The sequence below is a fragment of the Streptosporangium sp. NPDC020145 genome (assembly GCF_040631275.1).
In the GTDB taxonomy this organism is placed as follows: Bacteria; Actinomycetota; Actinomycetes; order Streptosporangiales; family Streptosporangiaceae; genus Streptosporangium.
This window is the reverse complement of sequence record NZ_JBEXZT010000039.1, coordinates 38,066-57,945: the sequence shown is the minus strand read 5'-3', so window position 1 is coordinate 57,945 and position 19,880 is coordinate 38,066. Positions and strand designations below refer to the sequence as shown.

Below are 19,880 nucleotides of genomic sequence, written 5' to 3'. Positions count from 1 at the left end.
CGGTTACATTCCGAACCCGGAAGTTAAGCTCTTCAGCGCCGATGGTACTGCACCGGGGACGGTGTGGGAGAGTAGGTCGCCGCCGGACAATTTTTGTGGGGGGTCATCCTTTTCGGGGTGGCCCCCCTTTTTTTTGTTTTTCAGGGGTGTGTGCGTAGGTGGGGGTGGCTGTGGGCTGCCCCCCCGTTTTTTGTGTGTGGCTCTTGGGGGTTGTTCCCTGGGTGTGGGGTGGCGAAGGCCGCCCCTTTTTTGTGTGGGGTTCCCCGCGGGGTTGGTTCTGGGTTCCCTGGGGTTTTTGGTGTGGTGGGGTGGTGTTCCAGGCGGGGTGTTGGGCGCGTTTGGGGGTTGGGGTGGCTGGCGGCTGCCCCCTTTTTTTTGTTTGTGCCCGGCCTGGAAAGGTGACGTGAGGGGCGGCGAGGCTGCCCCTTTCTCTGGTGCGGGGTGGCTTCGCGGTCGGGGCTGTTTTTTCTGTTTCAGCAGCGGCCTCCGGCAGCGGCCTCGGGGGTGGTGTTGTCTGCCGGCGGGGGTCCACGGGGTGGTCAGGTTGATCCTGTTCGCCCTGGTCGTGGACGGCCCTGGCTGCGAACGATGAGGTCCCGGGTCGGGGGCCGGAGAAGGCCGAAGGGCCGCTCCTCCGGCGGCCGGTGTCCGACGGTCCCCACGGTCCCGGCATTGTGTCGGGAGCGAGCCGTACCTTCTCTGGAGGCGTGGTGAAGGGACCACAGGCCGTGGGGCAGGGGGAAGAGCGGCTTGTGGGTCAGTAGGCTTGAGGCGTGGAATATCGAGCGGTCGAACAAGCAATCATGGAACGTGGCGTCGAGTGGAACTTCGAGCCCACTCTCGACAGGATCGCCGCGCTCATGGATGTGCTCGGTTCCCCTCAAGACGCCTATCCGATCGTGCATGTCGCCGGCACCAACGGTAAGTCGAGCACGACGCGCATGATCGAGACGCTTCTGCGTGAGCGCAATCTGCGCGTCGGTCGCTTCACCAGTCCGCACCTGGTGTCCATGCGTGAGCGCATCTCGATCGACGGCCTCCCGCTGAGCGAGGAGCGTTTCACCGAGGTCTATCTGGACATCGAGCCCTACCTCAAGATGATCGACGCTCAGGGACGCAGGCTTTCCTTCTTCGAGACGCTCACCGCGATGGCCTTCGCGGCCTTCGCCGATGCTCCCGTGGACGTGGCGGTCATCGAGACGGGCATGGGCGGCAGCTTTGACGCGACCAATGTCGCCGACGGTACGGTCGCCGTCATCACTCCGATCTCCCTGGACCACGTCGACTATCTCGGCCCGGACGTCGCGACGATCGCCGGGGAGAAGGCCGGGATCATCAAGCCGGGGGCGACCGCCGTACTCGCGCAGCAGCAGCTTCCCGCTGCGGAGGTGCTGGTGCGCAGGGCCGTGGAGGCCGGGGCGACGGTGGCCAGGGAGGGGCTGGAGTTCGGCGTGCTCGGCAGGGAGCTGGCGGTCGGCGGGCAGCTGCTCCGCCTCAAGGGGCTCAAAGGGGTCTACGAGGAGGTTCTCCTCCCCCTGTACGGCGCGCACCAGGCGGGCAACGCCGCCTGCGCGCTGGCCGCCGTCGAGGCGCTGACAGGAGGGGAGGAACCCCTCGGCATCGAGCTGGTACGGCAGGCCTTCCTGAACGTCACCTCACCCGGAAGGCTGGAGGTCGTACGGCGGGGCCCGACGGTGCTCGTGGACGCCGCGCACAACCCGGGCGGGGTGCAGGCGACCCTGGAGGCCGTCCACGAGTCCTTCGGCTTCGGCAAGCTCATCGGTGTGGTGGCCATGTTCGCGGACAAGGACGTCCAGGGCATTCTCGAGCTGATGGAGCCCATGATGGACGAGATCGTGGTGACGAGGAACTCCTCGCCGAGGTCCATGGAGCCGGACAGGCTCGCGGCGCTGGCCGGAGAGATCTTCGGAGCCGACCGGGTTCGCCTGGCCGAACGACTCGACGAGGCGATCGACATGGGGATCGGCCTGGCCGACGAGGAGGGGGAGTTCGCCGGTGCCGGTGTGTTGATCACCGGCTCCGTGGTCACGGCCGGAGACGCGCGGTTGTTGCTGAAGGCGGAGGAGGCCACGTGAGCGAGAGGCGGGGCATGTTCACCGTCACGCCGGGTATGCGGCGGCTCTGTGCCAGTGTGCTGGGCATGGAGGCGATCGTCGTCGGCCTTTTCACGCCGGTGGCGATCAACACCCAGGGGGTCGAGCCCGCTTTCGCGGTGACGGTCGGGCTGGGTCTGGCCGTCCTCTGCGTCCTGGTGGTGGGTCTGTTGAAACACCCCTTCGCCTACATCGTGGGAAGCGTGATCCAGGTTCTGGCCATAGCCGCGGGTTTTCTCGTTCCGACCATGTTCTTCCTTGGGGCGATCTTCGCCGCACTGTGGATCACGGCGATATTCGTCGCTCGCCGTGTCGAGGGCGTGACTTCCCGCTAAAGTCGGCCAACATGGCCGTCCCTCCCATGCAGCCGGCCCGGGGGGTGGCCGCCGGGTCCGCTGACCTGGCGCGTCCTCTCCGTGCCTCGCTGATGCTCGACGTCATCCTAGGGCTGCTCGTCGCGGTGACCCTTCCCCTGGCGATCGTCGCCGTTCCCAACACGATCTCGGTGGTCGCGGCACTGCTGCCGCCCGACGTCTCCCAGATCGAGATGGTCAGGGCACACGGGCTCGCCCTACCCGCGATGGTACTGACCGTGCCGCTCGCCGCACTGTTCTTACGCCGGGTCAGGGCAGTTCCGGTCCTGGTCGCCGGACTGGCGTTGCTGGCGCTCGCGGACGCGGCCGGGGGCTACGCCGGGTCGGCGTCCCTGGTCGGGGTGCTGCGGGCTCTGCACGGTGTCGGAGCCGGGCTGTTGCTGCCCGCCAGTCTTGTGACGGTCTGGGAACGCTCCGCCGTCCTGCGTGCCCTTTGGGCGGGCATGCTGGCGGTGAGCCTCACGGCCGCGCAGGCATTGGCCCTGTGGCCGCTCAACGAGGTCAGGTCCTGGAGGGTCACGCTCCAGCCGTACCCCATGTTGACCGGAGTGGCGTTGGTGCTGGCCGCCGTCTATCTCGTGTTCTGGATAAGGAGCGGCGAAGGTTCCGCGAGTCCCGAGGCCATGCGGGGCGGTCGCCTGCCGGTCGCGGCGGGGTCGGCCGCGGCGGTGGCGACACTGGCCCTGGGCACGACGTTCGACTGGCCGCCGGGCCTGCTCGTTCTCGTCGCGGTGCTGTCGATCATCGGGCTTTTCCTCCTGGCTTCGGCGAGCGGGTTCGGGGAAGGGGCGGGCAGGGCTCCCGCCTACACGATGCTGGTGGTCGGCGTCGTCGTCCTGCCGACCGCGGCGCAGGTCACCAATGTCGAGCTGGGTGGGTTGAGTGGTCCCGGGCTCAGCGGGCTGTGGCCGGCGTTCCTGGTCGCCGGGGTCCTCGGACTGGCCGCGGCCGTCGCGGTGAGCAGACTCGGAGAGTCCACCGCACCGCTGTGCGCCGCAGGTGGCCTGGCCGTCCTGGTCGCCGGGCTGTGCGCGGTCAGGGCATTGCTGCCCACCGCGGAGGGGCTCGCGCTCCTGTTTCCCTTCGCACTGCTCACGGCGGGTGCCGCCGTGGCCCTGACAGCGGTGCTGCGTCCTTCGGGAGTGGGAGTGGCGCTGTTCGCTCTCTCGCTGTTCCTGCCGGGGATCCTGTCCGGCTTCCTGCTGGGGACCGGCGTCCAGCTCACCATGCTGAGGCAGGCGGAGACCCCGCAGGCGATGGTGGACGCGTTCGTCGGGGCGCTGCATCTGTGGGCGCTCATCGGTGGCGGTCTGGTGGTCGCCACGATCGTGCTCGGCGCCGCGCTGGCCCGCCGTACGGTCGTGGTCGGTGCCGGGGCCGTCGAAGACGAGGCGTCGCAGGAGGGGGCGGCGGGGAACGAGAGGAGCGTTTCGGTCCCGGCGCCCGCGCCGCCGGTCGACTCGGCCCCATCTCCGGTGGGGTCCGCGGGCGATGACCGATCCGCCGAAGAGGCCGAGGAGGAGGGGCCCGACGGGGCCGTTCCCGAGACCGGTCCCGGGCGAGATCCGGGAGCGGCGGGCGCACCCGAGCCGGGGACGTTGCCGGTCGTGCCGCCGCCGACTCCGTCCCCGGAGGGGGCGCTGGGAGACGGGGCGGACCGCCCATGACGTCGCCGACCACGGGGAACCGGGCCGAGGGCGATAAACTTCGCGCGTTCCTCGCAGTCCGCGAGTCATCCCCGTTCAAAGGAGAACCTCAGTGTCCGAGCGCACTCTTGTCCTGATCAAGCCCGACGGTGTCGCGCGTGGTCTCATCGGTGACGTGATCGCCCGGATCGAGCGCAAGGGCCTGAAGGTCGCGGCGCTTGAGCTGCGCACCCTGGACGCCGACACCGCCAAGGCCCACTACGCCGAGCACTCGGAGCGGCCGTTCTTCGGCGAGCTGGTCGAGTTCATCACCTCCGGCCCGCTGGTCGCGCTGGTCGCCGAGGGTCCTCGCGCGGTCGAGGCCTTCCGTGCCCTGGCGGGTCTGACCGACCCGGTGAAGTCGGCTCCCGGCACGATCCGTGGTGACCACGCCCTGGAGATCGGTGAGAACGTCGTGCACGGCTCCGACTCTCCCGAGTCCGCCGCCCGCGAGATCAAGCTCTTCTTCCCGGACCGTTTCTAGGTCTCCGGCTTCGCGGAGCCCCGTCGCCTGGGAGGGTGACGGGGCTCCGCGTGTTTGAGACGCTCTAAGATTTTCCCGGATCTGGTGGGCTCATTGCGCTCAGTGGTGGGTACGTCACGTTACGATTCGAGTGCGTTCTGTAGTTTTCGCCGACGACCTGACGGAAGGAGGCCGCCTTCCTCATGAGCAGCAAGCTTGCATTTCTCGGCCGCGACATGGCGGTCGATCTCGGCACCGCCAACACGCTCGTCTACGTGCGGGGCCGCGGTGTGGTTCTCAACGAACCCTCCGTCGTCGCGATAAACACGACCACGGGAAAGATCGTGGCCATCGGCATCGAGGCCAAGCGCATGATCGGCAGGACACCGGGGAACATCATGGCGATCCGCCCCCTCAAGGACGGTGTGATCGCCGACTTCGACGTCACCGAGCGCATGCTCCGTTACTTCATCCAGCGGGTGCACCGGCGCCGTCAGTTCGCCAAGCCGCGCATCATCATCGCGGTGCCGAGCGGGATCACCGGGGTCGAGCAGCGGGCGGTCAAGGAGGCCGGCTACCAGGCGGGGGCCCGGGGGGTCTACATCATCGAGGAGCCGATGGCCGCCGCGATCGGGGCCGGGCTTCCGGTGCACGAGCCCACGGGCAACATGGTGGTCGACATCGGCGGCGGGACGACCGAGGTGGCGATCATCTCGATGGGCGGGGTCGTGACCAGCCAGTCGATCAGGATCGGCGGTGACGAGCTGGATCAGGCGATCATCACCTTCGCCAAGAAGGAGTACTCGCTGATGCTCGGTGAGCGGACCGCCGAGGAGATCAAGATGGCCATCGGCTCCGCCTGCGCGCTTCCCGAGGAGGGGCACGCCGAGATCCGGGGTCGTGATCTGGTCACCGGCCTGCCCAAGACGGTCGTCGTCTCCGCGGCCGAGATCCGCAAGGCCACCGAGGAACCGGTGAACGTGATCGTCGACGCGGTCAAGACGACGCTGGACAAGTGCCCGCCGGAGCTCTCCGGAGACCTGATGGACCGTGGGATCGCGCTCACCGGGGGCGGCGCGCTGCTCAAGGGCATGGACGAGCGGCTCAAGGACGAGACGGGCATGCCGATCCACCTGGTGGACAACGCGCTGGACTCCGTCGCGCTCGGTTCGGGTAAGTGCGTCGAGGACTTCGAGGCGCTGCAGCAGGTCCTGGTGTCGGAACCGCGACACTGATGAGGGACACGCGCCGGGCACGGATGAGTCTGGGAGTGCTGCTGGCCGCGGCGCTGGTGCTCATGACCGTCGACCACCGGGCGGGGGCGAACTCCCCGCTCAGCCCGCTCAGAGGAGTTGGCGCCGAGCTGTTCGGCGCCGCGGAGAACTTCGGGGCGGGGCTGGTTCGGCCGGTCGGGCACTTCTTCGAGACGATGGCGGCCGCACCGGACGCGCAGCGCCGCATCGACGTGCTGCGCGCGGAGAACCAGCGACTCAGACGGGACCTGACGGCGCAGGCGCTGGATCGTGGGCACGCGCAGGAGCTGAGCCGTCTGCTCGGTGTCGCGGGGGCCGCCGGATACCGGCTGGTGCCCGCCCAGGTGATCGCCCGGCGTGGCACGCCCGGCTTCGAGGAGGCCGTACAGCTCGACGTGGGCAGCGCCGACGGGGTGCGCTCCGAGATGACCGTGCTGAACGGCGACGGCCTGGTCGGCAGGGTGGTGCAGGTGGGCACCTCGACCTCGACGGTGGTGCTGCTCAGTGACCCGGCCTCCGCGGCGGGGGCGCGCCTTGAGGGGAGCAACGAGATCGGGCTGGTGCACGGGATCGGGCAGAACGGTCGTCTGCTCCGGTTCCGTCTGCTCGACTCCTCGGCGCAGATCGTGCCGGGACGCCGCATCGTGAGCTTCGGCTCCCAGCGGGGCGCGCCGTACGTGGCGGGGGTGCCGATCGGGGTGGTCGAACGTGTGGTGGCGACTCCGGGGGAGCTGACCAGGGTGGCCTACGCGCGGCCGTACGCCGATCTGACGGCGCTGGACGTGGTCGGGGTGGTGGTGCAGGCGCCCCAGCGTGCCCCGCGGGACACCGTGCTGCCGGCTGTGCCACGGGGAAAGGCCCCGCGTGGGGACGGGCCGCGTGAGGAGGCGGAGGGTGAGCCGTGACCTGGGGGCCGTCGCGGTGCTTCTGCTGGCCCTTGTCGTTCAGGTGACGTTCGTGAACCGGATTCCGCTGCCTGGCGGGGCCGCGCCCGACCTGGTGCTGCTCACCGTCGTGGGGTACGCCCTGGTCCGTGGCGCGGCCGCGGGGGCGGTGATGGGGTTCGGCGCAGGGTTCGCCGGTGACGTGCTGCCGCCTGCCGCCCATGTGCTCGGGCAGTACGCGCTGGTGCTGTGCCTGATCGGGTTCGCCGCGGGCAGGGCGGGGGAGAGCCGTCCCGACGCAAGGCTGCCGGTCGCGCTGGCCTGCGCCGCGGCGGGGCCGCCCGCCGTCGCGGTGGTCAGCGTGCTGCTCGGGGAGCCCGGTGCGGGCGGGGACGTGCTGGCCTCTCCGCTGCCCTGGGCGATCGGCTACAACCTGCTGGCGGCGCCTCCGACGGTGTGGTTGGTGATGAGGATCGTCAAGGGGCCGCGCGAGCGGGAGTTGCGGCCGGTCACGCATCTGGTTCGGGGACGTAGATGAGCGGACGGCGAGGCTGGGGCGGGACGCCGGTCCCGGCCCGCGGGAGGCGGGCATGATCAGGACACGGACCAGGCTGGTCGTGATCCAGGTCCTGGTGGCCTCGCTGCTGGCGTTGCTCGCCGTACGGCTGTGGCAGGTGCAGGTGGTGCGCGGGGCCGAGTTCGTCGAGGCGGCGACCGAGACGCGGACTCGTGACGTGGTCGTACCCGCGGTGCGTGGGCAGATCCTCGACTCGGCGGGGCGCCCGCTGGTACGCAACCGGACCAGGCTCGTGGTCTCCGTCGACCGTACGAGCCTCAACCGGATGGAGGGCAACGGCAGGGAGGTGCTGCAGCGTCTGGCGGCGGTGCTCGACCGTAAGCCGTCGGAGCTGCGCATGCGGATCAGGGCGTGCGGGCCGGGGGTCACCAGGCCGTGCTGGCCGGGCTCGCCGTACCAGCCGATTCCGATCGACGACGACGTCACGACGCGTGAGGCGCTGCAGATCCTGGAGCGGCAGGAGGAGTTCCCCGGGGTGACCGCCGAGGTGCAGGCGGTCAGGGAGTATCCCGGCAACTCGGCGGGGGCGCAGGTGCTCGGCTACCTGCAGCCGATCACACAGGAGGAGATGGAGAGGCGCGACGGGTTCAAGGCGGTCTTCTCCGGGGTCGACCTGGTGGGCCGTGACGGTCTTGAGGCGGTCTACGACAAGGAGCTCCGAGGGGTTCCCGGGTTGAGACGGGTGCAGGTCGACCGGCTCGGCAAGGTGATCGGGGTGGAGCGGCAGGTGCAGCCGACCCCGGGTGACACGCTCATCACCAGCATCGACGCCAGGGTGCAGGCGGTGACGGAGAAGGCGCTGGCGGAGGCGATGAAGTCGGCGCCGTCCGCGGACGGAGCGGCGGGGGTCGTGCTCGACGTGCGGACCGGCAGGGTGGTCGCGCTGGCCAGCGCGCCGACCTACAACCCGGCGGTGTGGACGGGAGGCATCTCGGAGCCCGAGTACCAGCGGCTGCTGTCCGGCAAGGCGGGCAGGCCACTGGTGTCCAGGGCGATCAAGGGGGAGTTCGCGCCGGGCTCGACGTTCAAGATCTCCTCGGTCTCCGCGATGCTCAGGGACGGGTATCCGCTGCACGGGCACTATGACTGCCCGGGGTCCTTCATGGTCGGCAGCAGACCGTTCAACAACTTCCACGGCATCGGGATGGGCACCCTGACCCTGCACACGGCGCTGGTGAAGTCCTGCGACACGATCTTCTACCGGGCGGCGTACGAGCAGTGGTTGCGTGACGGAGGGCTGCGGCCCAGGGGCAAGACGAAGGAACCGATGGCGGTGATGGCGCGGGCCTTCGGATTCGGCAGGCCGACGGGGATCGACCTGCCGGGGGAGTCGGCGGGGCGCATCCCCGACCGCGAGTGGAAGAAGCAGCTGTGGGACGCGACCAAGACGGAGAACTGCAGGCGGGCCAAGAGCGGATATCCGGAGGTCGCCAGGTCAAGTCCGTCGCGGGCGGCCTTCCTCAAACAGCTGGCGTACGAGAACTGCCTGGAGGGCTACCAGTGGCGGCCCGGAGACGCGGCCAACTTCTCCATCGGGCAGGGTGATGTGCTGGTGACTCCGTTGCAGCTCGCCGCGGCCTACTCGGCGCTCGTCGGTGACGGCAAGCTACGCAGTCCCCGTATCGGCTGGGCGCTGGTACGGCCGGACGGCACCATGGTCAAGGAGATCAAGGTCCCGGTCGTCGGCAAGCTGCCGCTCTCCCAGGCGGAGCGGTCCTACATCAGGGGGGCGCTCAGCGAGGTCGCCTCGGACGGCACGGCCGCCGGCGCCTTCGGCGGGTTCCCCATGGACAAGGTCAGGGTCGGCGGCAAGACAGGGACCGCCGAGGTGTACGGCAAGAACGACACCTCCTGGTTCGCCTCGTTCGCCCCGGCGCAGAAACCGCGTTTCGTGATCGTCGTGATGGTCTCCCAGGGCGGGATGGGCGGTCAGACCGCGGCTCCGGCCGCGCGGAAGATCTACGAGGGCATCTACGGCATCGCGCCGCAGGACGGTCAGGGCAAGGGGAAGCCGGTGCGCGCGGCGCTGCCCGACCACCGGCCCGCGACCAGGTTGCCGATGATCGAGCGGGACGGGACCGTGGCCCGATGAACCGCACGATGGCCGTGCCGGCCGGTGGTTCCCTCACACGCAGGGCGGTCGCGGCCTCCTCCGCGGTGCGCAGGATGGACGGGGTGCTGCTGGTCGCGGTCGCCGCGCTGACGGTGATCGGGACGTTGCTGGTCTGGTCGTCGACCAGGACCTGGGCGCCCGGCTCGACCGGCCTCGTCAAGAAGCACATTCTCAACGTGGCCATCGGGATCGCGCTGACCAGCGTGGCGGTGATGGTCAACCACAGGTCGCTGCGGGTCTACGCGCCGCTGGTCTACGTCATGAGCCTGGTCGGCCTGGTGCTGGTGATCACGCCGCTCGGCTCGACGGTGAACGGCGCCCACTCGTGGATCATGCTGGGGGGTGGGTTCGCCTTCCAGCCCTCGGAGTTCGCCAAGCTCGGGCTGGTGCTGATGCTCGCCATGCTGCTGGCCAGACCGGTCAGGGGCACCGACAGGCCCCGCACGCTGGACATCGGGCTCTCGCTCGGGGTCGCGGGGTTCACCATGGGGCTGGTGATGCTCCAGCCGGATCTGGGCACCACGATGGTCCTCGGCGTGATCACGGCCGGGGCGCTGGTGATCGGGGGCGTCAGGAAGCGGTGGATTCTCGGGCTGGCGTTGCTCGTGGTCTGCGGGGTGGTGGCCGTCTGGTTGCTCGACGTGCTTGAGCCGTACCAGATCGCGCGGTTCACCGCTTTTCTGAACCCCGCGAGCGATCCGCGGGGGGTCGGCTACAACAGCACCCAGTCGCTCATCGCGATCGGGTCGGGGGGACTCTTCGGCAAGGGGTTGTTCGAGGGGGGTCAGACGACGGGGCGGTTCGTGCCGGAGCAGCACACCGACTTCATCTTCACCGTCGCCGGGGAGGAGTTCGGCTTCCTCGGGTCGGTCGCCGTGGTGGCGTTGATCGGGGTGATCCTGCTGCGCGGCATGAGGATCGCGCGGTTGTGCGACGACCGGTTCGGGACGCTGGTGGCGGGGGTGATCGTCTGCTGGCTCGCCTTCCAGGCCTTCGTCAACATCGGGATGACGATTGGAATCATGCCGATTACAGGTCTTCCGCTGCCGTTTGTCTCGTATGGTGGTACTGCGACCTTCGCCAATATGATCGCCATAGGCCTGCTCCAGGCCATCCACATTCGCGAGCAACCATTCTGAATCGGCGAACATGAGAGCCGTCCGCATGTTCGCACCCCTGGATTCTCACTGGATTTCCGTGCGTCAAGCGAACATTCTGGGAACGATGACGGAACTCGCGATGACGGAGGGGCCGTGACATCGGAGCTCGCCGAGCGGCAACGGGCACTGGAACTGCTACGTACCGCGTTCCCCGATTATCGGATCGTGTTCAGCAAGGGTCGCTGGGCCGCTGTTTCGGCCGGGAACCCACCTGCGGTATGGTTCGCCGAAACTCCGAGCAGCCTGTGCGGGCAGCTGTTCCAGGCTCAGCTGCGCAACGGTGGGACGGTGGTTCCCTTCGGCGGTAACGGTTCATGAGGGAGAAACTCCCCTTAACCGGCGAAATGCTCTCAGGTCCACCCGATGTCGATCAGACCACTAGCGTGGGGGCGACCCCATCGGGAAAGGGCCGAAAAAGCCTATGACCCAGAGTTCGAGGGGCGGAGACCGTGCCGCCCTCGCCTGCGCCACCATCATCCGCAACCGTACGCTCGCCGCTCTGCCGGGACCGCCGTCCGCGGCCGTCATACAGCAGATGGTCGAGGAGATCCACAGCTGCTGCCCGCAGCAGAGCCTGTTCAAATGCCGCAGGCTCGCCCACGGGTGGACCGTCGAGGAGGCCATAGAGCACTTCCACGCCCTGTGCGACAGGGAGGGCATCAAGCGACGAGGCCTGACCGAGCGTTCGTGGCGGGAGTGGGAGGCGGGCGCGCGACCCGACCGTGACTACACCGATCTGCTGTGCAGGCTCTTCGAGACCGGCCCCGTCCAGCTCGGCTTCGCCAACGACTACACACCTGAGGGGCTTCGGGCCGTGCCGTCGGCGCCGCCCGCCTTCGACATGATCACGGTCGCGGCCGACGAGGCCGGTGCGCACGCGGAGGAGGCGGAGGCGAGCGAGCTGGGCACGGGCGCGCTGGAACGGCTGCGGACACAGGTGATCTGGGTCGGCAAGCGCTACGTCGCCGAGGCGCCGCTGCCGCTGTTCGTCGAGATGCGCGAGTTGCAGGAGCGCACCAGGAAGGCGCTGGACAAGCGCATCCACCCCGGGCAGGCCAGGGAGCTGTACTTCCTCACCGGCGCGCTGTGCGGGCTGATGGCCAACGTCAGCATGGACATGGACCGCCGTATCCCCGCCGACACCCTCGCCCGGGCCGCGTGGACCTACGGCAAGGTGGCCGGGCACATCGCGCTCATGGGCTGGGCGCGTGGTATGCAGTCCTCCGTCGCGCTGTGGGACAGACGCTACGGCGACGCCGCCAGATACGCCGAGGAGGGCCTGAGCTACCTGCGTGCGGGGTCGGGCGCGGCCCGCCTGCACATGCTGTGCGCCCGCTCCTACGCCATGCTCGGCCGCAGGAGAGAGGCCGCCGACCAGCTGCGCAGGGCCGAGGACGCCAGGGCGGCGGGCTCCGACGAGCTGCACGACGAGATCGGCGGGGAGTTCGCCTTCCGCCCGGCCAAGGAGCGCTACTACGCGGCGGTCACCCACCTGCACCTCGACGAGCCCGCCTCGGCCATCGAGGCGGCCCGTGAGTCGCTGGCGCTGTACGCCGCGGGGGAGCCGGAGAACCGCTCCTACGGATGTGAGTCCATGGCCAGCGCGCACCTGACGGTCGCCCACATCATGGAGGGCGACGCCGCGGGAGCCGAACAGGCGATGGAGCCGATTCTCGCGCTTGCGCCGGACAGACGCATCAGCAGCCTGGGCGCGACCCTCAGCACAGGTCGTGAGCTGCTGGCATCCCGGCCCGGCGGGCAGCAGCTGGCCAGGCAGATCGAGAGTTTCTGCGCGGTGGGTCTGCCCCAGCGGGCCCGCCACGCCATTTCAGACAGGAGTGGACGATGACGATTGCCGCGGAGGGCTCGCTCCTCACCAGGGCAGCCATGGCACTCAACGAGGCATGCCGGAAGGCCGATCTGGACGCGGACGGGGTCACGCTGCTGCGTGACTTCGCCAACACCGTCTACCACCTGCCAGCCGAGCGCGTCGTCGTACGGCTGGCGCAGGCGAACACCCCCGGGAAGTTCGACCGCCTGGTGACCTCGGTGAAGGTCACGCGCTGGCTGGTCGAACAGGGCTTCCCCACGATCAGGCCGCTTGAGATCAAGCAGCCGATCGTCGCCGAGGGGTTCCTGGCCACCTTCTGGCACCACGAGGAGCACATCGGCCCCCCGCCGGACCCGGCTCAGCTCGGGCCGCTGCTGCGGCGGCTGCACGACCTTCCGCCGGTGCCGTTCGAACTGCCGACCCACGACCCGTTCGGCACCGTGCGCAGGTCGATCCTGGCCGGTCTCGCCCTCGGGGAGGCCGACCGCGCCTGGCTCCTGGAACGTTGCGAGGCGCTGGCCGAGACCTACTACGAGCGGCTTGAGTTCGCGCTGCCGTACGGGCTGGTGCACGGGGACGCCCACCGGGGGAACATGATCCGCACCCGTGACGGGTTCCTGCTGTGCGACTGGGACGGGGTGTGCGCCGGGCCGAGGGAGATCGACCTGATTCCCACGCTCGCGGGCGTGCGCTTCGGGCTGACCGAGCGCCAGCGGAGCAATTTCAGCCAGGCCTACGGCTACGACGCGACCAGGTGGGAGGGGTATCCGGTGCTGCGCGACATGCGCGAGCTGCAGACCCTCACCGCCGTGCTGCGCAACGCGCACCGCGACGAGACCGCCTTCGCCGAGCTTCGGCACCGCCTCGACTCGCTGAGGGCGGGCGACGATCGCCAGTGGCACCCTTTCTAGGCGGATAGTCTTGGCCTATGCCTGTCGAGTCGTTGTTTCCCCGCCTGGAAGCGCTCCTGCCCAGGGTGCAGAAGCCGATCCAGTACGTCGGAGGTGAGCTCAACTCGACCGTCAAAAGCTGGGACGAGGCGACGGTCCGCTGGGCTCTGATGTATCCGGACGCCTACGAGGTGGGCCTGCCCAATCAAGGCGTGCAGATCCTCTACGAGATCCTCAACGAGATGCCGGAGACCCTGGCCGAGCGGACCTACGCGGTCTGGCCCGACCTGGAGGCGCTCATGCGGGCCGAGGGGGTGCCCCAGTTCACCGTCGACGCGCACCGCCCCGTGCGGGCGTTCGACGTGTTCGGGATCTCCTTCTCCACCGAGCTCGGCTACACCAACATGCTCACCGCGCTCGACCTCGCCGGCATCCCGCTCGACGCCGCCGACCGGGGCGAGGACGACCCGATCGTCCTCGCCGGAGGTCACGCGGCCTTCAACCCCGAGCCGATCGCCGACTTCATCGACGCCGCGGTGCTCGGGGACGGCGAGCAGGTCGCCATCGCGATCACCGAGGTGATCCGCGAGTGGAAGGCCGAGGGTTCGCCCGGCGGGCGCGACGAGCTGCTCATGCGCCTGGCCGAGTCCGGCGGGGTCTACGTGCCCCGCTTCTACGACGTCGAATACCACCCCGACGGCAGGATCCAGCGGGTGGCGCCGAACCGCTCGGGCGTGCCCTGGCGCATCCACAAGCACACGGTCATGGACCTCGACGAGTGGCCCTATCCGAAGAAGCCGCTGGTCCCGCTGGCCGAGACCGTGCACGAGCGGTTCAGCGTCGAGATCTTCCGCGGCTGCACGCGCGGCTGCCGCTTCTGCCAGGCAGGGATGATCACCCGCCCGGTCAGGGAGCGTTCGATCACCACGATCGGCGACATGGTCGAGGCCGGGATCAAGGCCTCGGGCTTCAACGAGGTCGGCCTGCTCTCACTGTCGTCGGCCGACCACTCCGAGATCGGCGAGGTCGCCAAGGGACTGGCCGACCGCTACGAGGGCACCAACACCTCGCTGTCGCTGCCCTCGACCCGGGTCGACGCCTTCAACATCGACCTGGCCAACGAGTTCTCCCGCAACGGCCGCCGTTCCGGCCTGACGTTCGCCCCCGAGGGCGGATCGGAGCGGATGCGCAAGGTGATCAACAAGATGGTCACCGAGGAAGACCTGATCAGGACCGTCACCACGGCCTACAGCCAGGGCTGGCGGCAGGTGAAGCTCTACTTCATGTGCGGCCTGCCGACCGAGGAGGACATCGACGTCCTGGGCATCGCCGACCTGGCCAGAAAGGTCATCAAGGCCGGTCGCGAGGCCACCGGGTCGCGTGACGTGCGCTGCACGGTCTCCATCGGCGGGTTCGTGCCCAAGCCGCACACCCCCTTCCAGTGGGCGGCCCAGGCCTCCCACGAGGTGGTCGACCACAGGCTCAAGGCGTTGAAGGACGCCCTGCGCGGCGACAAGGAGTACGGCCGCGCCATCGGCATGCGCTACCACGACGGCAAACCCTCGATCGTCGAGGGGCTGCTGTCCCGGGGCGACCGCAGGGTCGGTGAGGTCATCCGCGCGGTGTGGCAGGACGGCGGCCGGTTCGACGGCTGGAGCGAGCACTTCTCCTACCAGCGCTGGATGGACGCCGCCACCAAGGTCGGCATCGACGTCGACTGGTACACCACGCGGGAGCGCGAGGAGAACGAGGTGCTCCCCTGGGACCACCTCGACGCGGGCCTCGACCGCGAATGGCTCTGGCAGGACTGGCAGGACGCCGTCAACGACGTCGAGGTCGAGGACTGCCGCTGGAGCCCGTGTTACGACTGCGGCGTGTGCCCGACCATGGGCACCGAGATCCAGATCGGGCCCACGGGGAAGAAGCTGCTGCCACTGACGGTTGTCTGAGATAGGCCGTGCGTGAGCACGGCCCGCTGACAAAGGCGACCATCACGACTTGGGAAGGACGAAACCACTCTGAAACCCGTTCCCGATGGGCCGGCGCCCGCGCCGGTCGCGCAGCGTCTACGCGTCCGATACGCCAAGCGCGGCCGTCTGCGCTTCACCAGTCACCGTGACATCTCCCGGGCGGTGGAACGTGCCGTCCGCCGCGCCGACGTGCCGGTGGCGTTCAGCGCGGGCTTCTCACCCCACCCCAGGATCTCCTACGTGGGCGCCGCCGCGCCGACCGGAGTCGCGAGCGAGGCCGAATACCTTGAGATCGCCGTGACCCGGCGATGCGACCCCGACCGGCTGCGCGCCGCCCTGGACGACTCGCTCCCGCCGGGCCTCGACGTGCTGGCGGTCATCGAGGCGGCCGGGGAGAACCTGTCCGACCGGCTCGAATGCTCCGCGTGGGAGGTACGGCTGCCGCAGGCGGATGCCGCCCTCGCGGCCGTCGCGGTCGAGGAGTTCAAGGCCGCCGAGCGCGTCGAGGTCGAGCGCCTGACGAAGAAGGGGCTGCGCCGCTTCGACGCCCGGGAGGCGGTGCTGGGTCTTGAGACCCGTGAGGCAACTGAGGGAATTGGGACAACAGCAGGTCAGGGGTCCAGTCAGCCATGTGTCATACTTCGCATGGTTGTGCGGCACGCTACTCCTGCCGTTCGACCCGACGACGTTCTTACCGGACTGCGTCTTGTGGCTGGCTTCGCGCCGCCGGTGCCCCCCGAGGTGACCAGGCTGGCGCAGGGACCGCTCGACGTGATGACCGGTGAGCCCGCCGATCCCTTCGGCCTGGACCGCGACACCACGCGCGGCGGCGAAACGGAACCGGTGGGCGGGCACGTCGGCGGCGACCTATAGGACTTGGCGCCGGACCCGCGGGCCCGGCGTACAGCGAGAGACGAGAGCTCCCGCGCGGCGCGGAGACGCGCCCGGGAGCTGACGGGAGAACGCCCGCATGCTCGACAACGAGCCCGGAACCGGGGCCACAGGCCCTGGCGGGGACACAGAGGAACAGCCGAAGCAGGCACCGCGCAGGCGGGCCGCGAGCAGGCCGGCGGGCCCTCCGCCGGAGGAGCCGGAGACCGCCCCGCCGGTGGTCGTGGTCACCAGACCCGAACCGGAGCCCGAGCCCGTAGGGGAGCCGGTCGCCACGGCGGCGCCTGAGGTGACGGCGCCCGAGCCGGCTCAGGAGGAGGCGCCCAAGCGCGCCACCAGACGAAGGACGACCGCGGCGACGGGTACGACCACGCGGCGGAGCCGTACGAAGAAGACGGCCGAGGAGACGGCGGAGCCGGTCGCCGCGGCTGAGGAGAGCGCCCAGGAACCGGCGCAGGAGGCCCCCGCGCCCGCCAGGCGCAGCCGTACGCGGAAGAAGGCCGTCCCGGAGGAGACGCTCCCCGAGCCGGTCGCCGAGTCGGTTCCGGCTGAGGAGGCCGAGGAGGTCGCCGAGGGGCTCCTGCTCGCGATGCCCGCCGACGAGCCGCTGGACGACGAGCCCGCGGGCGAGGACGTCGCCGAGGAACGCCCCGGTCTGTTCGCCGACCCGTTCGGCCTGACCGCACAGGAACGTTTCGAGGTTCCCACCGTCACCTTCCAGGCGCCCGCCGCGGTGTTCCAGCCGCTGTTCCAGGCGCCTGACCCCTACCGTGCGGAACCGCCCGCCCGCCCCACCGCGCCGCAGCCGCCCGAGCCGCCGCAGCCTGAGCCCGAGGCCGTGGAGGATGAGGCGGAGGGCGCCGAGGAGCCCGAGGACGACGACTCGGAGGGGGACGAGTTCGAGGGCAGCCGTCGCCGTCGCCGCCGCAGGGGCGGCCGGGGCCGGGGCAAGACGCGTGAGCTCGACGAGGCCGACGAGGACGACTCCGAGCAGCGGCAGCCGCAGGAGGAGGAGACCTCCGCAGAGGCCGTCCAGGAGGAGGAGCAGGACAGCGGCGGCACCTCCCGCCGCCGCCGCCGTCGCCGCCGCAGGGGCGCCGACGACGCGGGTGAGCTCAGCGACGACCCGCCGAACACGGTCGTGCGCATCCGCGCGCCCAGGGCCGGTCGCAGCACCTCCGCCGACGAGGTGCAGAGCGTGCGCGGCTCGACCCGCCTGGAGGCCAAGAAGCAGCGTCGCAGGGAGGGCAGGGAACTCGGCAGGCGGCGTCCGCCGATCATCACCGAGTCGGAGTTCCTGGCCCGCAGGGAGTCGGTCGAGCGCGTCATGGTCGTGCGCCGCACCGGTGGCCGTACCCAGATCGCGGTCCTTGAGGACGGCGTGCTGGTCGAGCACTACGTCAACCGTGAGGCGAGCCAGTCCTACGTGGGCAACGTCTACCTCGGCAAGGTGCAGAACGTCCTGCCCAGCATGGAGGCGGCCTTCGTCGACATCGGCAAGGGCCGTAACGCGGTGCTCTACGCCGGTGAGGTCAACTTCGACACCGTGGGCCTTGAGGGCCAGCCGAAGCGGATCGAGGTGGCGCTGAAGTCGGGCCAGTCGGTGCTGGTGCAGGTCACCAAGGACCCCATCGGGCACAAGGGCGCGCGGCTCACCTCACAGATCAGCCTTCCCGGCCGTTACCTGGTCTACGTGCCCGACGGCTCGATGACCGGTATCAGCCGCAAGCTCCCCGACAAGGAGCGCACCCGGCTCAAGGGCATCCTGAAGAAGGTGATGCCGGAGAACGCGGGCGTCATCGTCCGCACCGCCGCCGAGGGGGCCTCCGAGGAGGAGCTCGGCCGCGACGTGGCCAGGCTGTCGGCCCAGTGGGAGAACATCCAGCGCAAGGCCAAGTCGGCCAGCGCGCCCGAGTTGCTGTCGTCCGAGCCCGACCTGACGGTCCGGGTGGTCCGCGACGTGTTCAACGAGGACTTCACCTCACTGGTCGTCGCGGGTGACGACGTGTGGGAGACGGTCGACGAGTACGTCCACTATGTGGCGCCGCACCTGGCCGACCGGCTCGTCAGGTGGCAGGAGCAGGGCGACGTCTTCGCGGCCTACCGGATCGACGAGCAGATCGCCAAGGCGATGGAGCGCAAGGTCTGGCTGCCCAGCGGTGGCTCGCTGGTGATCGACAGGACCGAGGCCATGACGGTCGTCGACGTCAACACCGGCAAGTTCACCGGCCAGGGCGGCAACCTTGAGGAGACCGTCACCCGCAACAACCTGGAGGCGGCCGAGGAGATCGTCCGTCAGCTCAGGCTGCGGGACATCGGCGGCATCATCGTCATCGACTTCATCGACATGGTGCTGGAGAACAACCGGGACCTGGTGCTGCGGCGCCTGCTTGAGTGCCTGGCCCGCGACCGGACCAAGCACCAGGTGGCGGAGGTCACCTCGCTCGGCCTGGTCCAGATGACCCGTAAGCGGGTCGGGCAGGGGCTGCTCGAGGCCTTCTCGACCGTCTGTGAGTGCTGCAACGGCCGTGGCCTGCACGTCTCGACCGAGCCGGTGGAGAGCAAGCCCGAGCCGCGTGGCACCCAGGGCAAGATGGCCGTGGAGAAGGCCGTCGCGGAGAAGCTCGTCAAGGACGGCCACGCCGTCGCGGCCAGCGAGGTGTCCGGCCGTGATACGGTGACCGATGCGCTTGATGACGTCCGAGGTGAGGACGCGCAAGCCGTACAGGCTTCGGGCCGGGGGCGGCGACGCTCCCGTAAGGCCAAGACGGCCGACTAGACCCGTTCCACAGGATTTCCACGAGGGACGGGCCTGGCCCGGCCTACCGACGTTCCGCCCGGTTCGACCAGGAGACCGGTAATCCGGTACCCTGGTGAACCGGTGCGCTCATGGCGTGCCCTGTTCGCGCGCCTACCTGGTTCGTCGGTCACAATCAATGCCCACGGCCGGATGCGGGGCGCAGCATCCAGCGAGCAAACAGTCAGAAGAAGGGTTCCGCGGTGTACGCGATCGTTCGTTGCGGCGGCAGGCAGCAGAAGGTCTCCGTCGGTGACGTCCTTGAGGTGGACAAGGTCGCCGGCGAGGTCGGTTCCACGGTTTCGCTGCCGACGGTGCTCGTCGTCAACGATGGCGATGTGACCACCGAGGCGGGCAAGTTCACCGTCGCCGCCGAGATCCTCGGCGAGACCAAGGGTCCGAAGATCCGGATTCTCAAGTACAAGAACAAGTCCGGCTACAAGAAGCGCCAGGGTCACCGCCAGCGTTACACGCAGGTGAAGATCACCGGCATCAACCAGGCCTGAGTTTCGGGAGTTTTGCGAGATGGCACACAAGAAGGGCGCGTCGTCCACTCGGAACGGCCGTGACTCCAACGCCCAGCGGCTCGGTGTGAAGCGCTTCGGCGGCCAGCTGGTCAACGCCGGTGAGATCATCGTTCGCCAGCGTGGCACCCACTTCCACCCCGGCGACAACGTCGGCCGTGGTGGCGACGACACGCTGTTCGCGCTGGCCGCGGGTCACGTGAAGTTCGGCGTCAAGCGCGGTCGCCGCGCAGTGAGCATCGTCCCGGTCGCGGAGTAGATCCGCACCGACAGACGTCAACGGCAGGGGTGGATCGCATAGGCGGTCCACCCCTGTTCGCGTTTTAAAACGGGTATTTCCGCATATGGGGGTAG

17 protein-coding genes and 1 rRNA gene are annotated in these 19,880 nt (G+C 69.4%); all 18 read left to right on the top strand.

Features of this window, described 5'->3' with window-relative positions; genetic code table 11:
• Positions 1–88, top strand: a 5S ribosomal RNA gene (gene rrf / locus ABZ463_RS38400); the annotation flags it as partial.
• Between the two features lie 715 nt (positions 89–803).
• Complete coding sequence (locus ABZ463_RS38395; protein ID WP_362784410.1) at positions 804–2,096, top strand: folylpolyglutamate synthase/dihydrofolate synthase family protein; 1,293 nt, start codon at positions 804–806, stop codon at positions 2,094–2,096.
• Positions 2,093–2,449, top strand: coding sequence for a DUF4233 domain-containing protein (locus ABZ463_RS38390; RefSeq protein WP_352016363.1), 357 nt, complete (start codon positions 2,093–2,095; stop codon positions 2,447–2,449). The genes ABZ463_RS38395 and ABZ463_RS38390 overlap by 4 nt, the downstream gene beginning before the upstream one ends.
• Before the next feature lie 11 nt (positions 2,450–2,460).
• Complete coding sequence (locus tag ABZ463_RS38385) at positions 2,461–4,155, top strand: hypothetical protein (protein ID WP_362784405.1); 1,695 nt, start codon at positions 2,461–2,463, stop codon at positions 4,153–4,155.
• Between the two features lie 91 nt (positions 4,156–4,246).
• The gene (ndk, locus tag ABZ463_RS38380) at positions 4,247–4,657 is read left to right on the top strand and encodes a nucleoside-diphosphate kinase (protein WP_362784402.1); all 411 of its coding nucleotides are present in this window, start codon (positions 4,247–4,249) and stop codon (positions 4,655–4,657) included.
• 182 nt (positions 4,658–4,839) lie between these two features.
• Positions 4,840–5,871, top strand: a complete 1,032-nt coding sequence (locus ABZ463_RS38375; protein ID WP_352016360.1) for a rod shape-determining protein — start codon at positions 4,840–4,842, stop codon at positions 5,869–5,871.
• The gene (mreC, locus tag ABZ463_RS38370) at positions 5,871–6,794 is read left to right on the top strand and encodes a rod shape-determining protein MreC (RefSeq protein WP_352016359.1); all 924 of its coding nucleotides are present in this window, start codon (positions 5,871–5,873) and stop codon (positions 6,792–6,794) included. Before ABZ463_RS38375 ends, mreC begins: the two co-directional genes overlap by 1 nt.
• The gene (gene mreD / locus ABZ463_RS38365; RefSeq protein ID WP_352016358.1) at positions 6,784–7,311 is read left to right on the top strand and encodes a rod shape-determining protein MreD; all 528 of its coding nucleotides are present in this window, start codon (positions 6,784–6,786) and stop codon (positions 7,309–7,311) included. The genes mreC and mreD overlap by 11 nt, the downstream gene beginning before the upstream one ends.
• Before the next feature lie 52 nt (positions 7,312–7,363).
• Positions 7,364–9,442, top strand: a complete 2,079-nt coding sequence (gene mrdA / locus ABZ463_RS38360; RefSeq protein ID WP_352016357.1) for a penicillin-binding protein 2 — start codon at positions 7,364–7,366, stop codon at positions 9,440–9,442.
• On the top strand, positions 9,439–10,602 hold the full coding sequence (gene rodA, locus ABZ463_RS38355) for a rod shape-determining protein RodA (RefSeq protein ID WP_352016356.1): 1,164 nt from the start codon (positions 9,439–9,441) through the stop codon (positions 10,600–10,602). The genes mrdA and rodA overlap by 4 nt, the downstream gene beginning before the upstream one ends.
• Positions 10,603–10,716: 114 nt before the next feature.
• Positions 10,717–10,941: a hypothetical protein gene (locus ABZ463_RS38350; protein ID WP_184715420.1), complete on the top strand. Its 225-nt coding sequence runs from the start codon at positions 10,717–10,719 to the stop codon at positions 10,939–10,941.
• 103 nt (positions 10,942–11,044) lie between these two features.
• Positions 11,045–12,472, top strand: a complete 1,428-nt coding sequence (locus ABZ463_RS38345) for a hypothetical protein (protein WP_352016355.1) — start codon at positions 11,045–11,047, stop codon at positions 12,470–12,472.
• Complete coding sequence (locus ABZ463_RS38340) at positions 12,469–13,365, top strand: aminoglycoside phosphotransferase family protein (RefSeq protein ID WP_352016354.1); 897 nt, start codon at positions 12,469–12,471, stop codon at positions 13,363–13,365. Before ABZ463_RS38345 ends, ABZ463_RS38340 begins: the two co-directional genes overlap by 4 nt.
• 17 nt (positions 13,366–13,382) lie before the next feature.
• Positions 13,383–15,293: a TIGR03960 family B12-binding radical SAM protein gene (locus ABZ463_RS38335; RefSeq protein WP_352016353.1), complete on the top strand. Its 1,911-nt coding sequence runs from the start codon at positions 13,383–13,385 to the stop codon at positions 15,291–15,293.
• A gap of 69 nt (positions 15,294–15,362) precedes the next feature.
• On the top strand, positions 15,363–16,187 hold the full coding sequence (locus tag ABZ463_RS38330) for a TIGR03936 family radical SAM-associated protein (RefSeq protein WP_362784407.1): 825 nt from the start codon (positions 15,363–15,365) through the stop codon (positions 16,185–16,187).
• A gap of 97 nt (positions 16,188–16,284) precedes the next feature.
• Positions 16,285–18,984 carry an Rne/Rng family ribonuclease gene (locus ABZ463_RS38325; protein WP_362784394.1) on the top strand — a complete coding sequence of 900 codons (2,700 nt, stop codon included), beginning with the start codon at positions 16,285–16,287 and terminating at the stop codon, positions 18,982–18,984.
• A 221-nt stretch (positions 18,985–19,205) separates the two neighbouring features.
• Positions 19,206–19,508 (top strand): 50S ribosomal protein L21, encoded by a 303-nt coding sequence (rplU, locus tag ABZ463_RS38320; protein ID WP_352016351.1) that lies wholly within the window; start codon positions 19,206–19,208, stop codon positions 19,506–19,508.
• 19 nt (positions 19,509–19,527) lie between these two features.
• A complete protein-coding gene (gene rpmA, locus ABZ463_RS38315) occupies positions 19,528–19,785 on the top strand; it encodes a 50S ribosomal protein L27 (RefSeq protein WP_352016350.1) in 258 nt (85 codons plus the stop codon).
• The last annotated feature ends 95 nt before the right edge of the window (positions 19,786–19,880 follow it).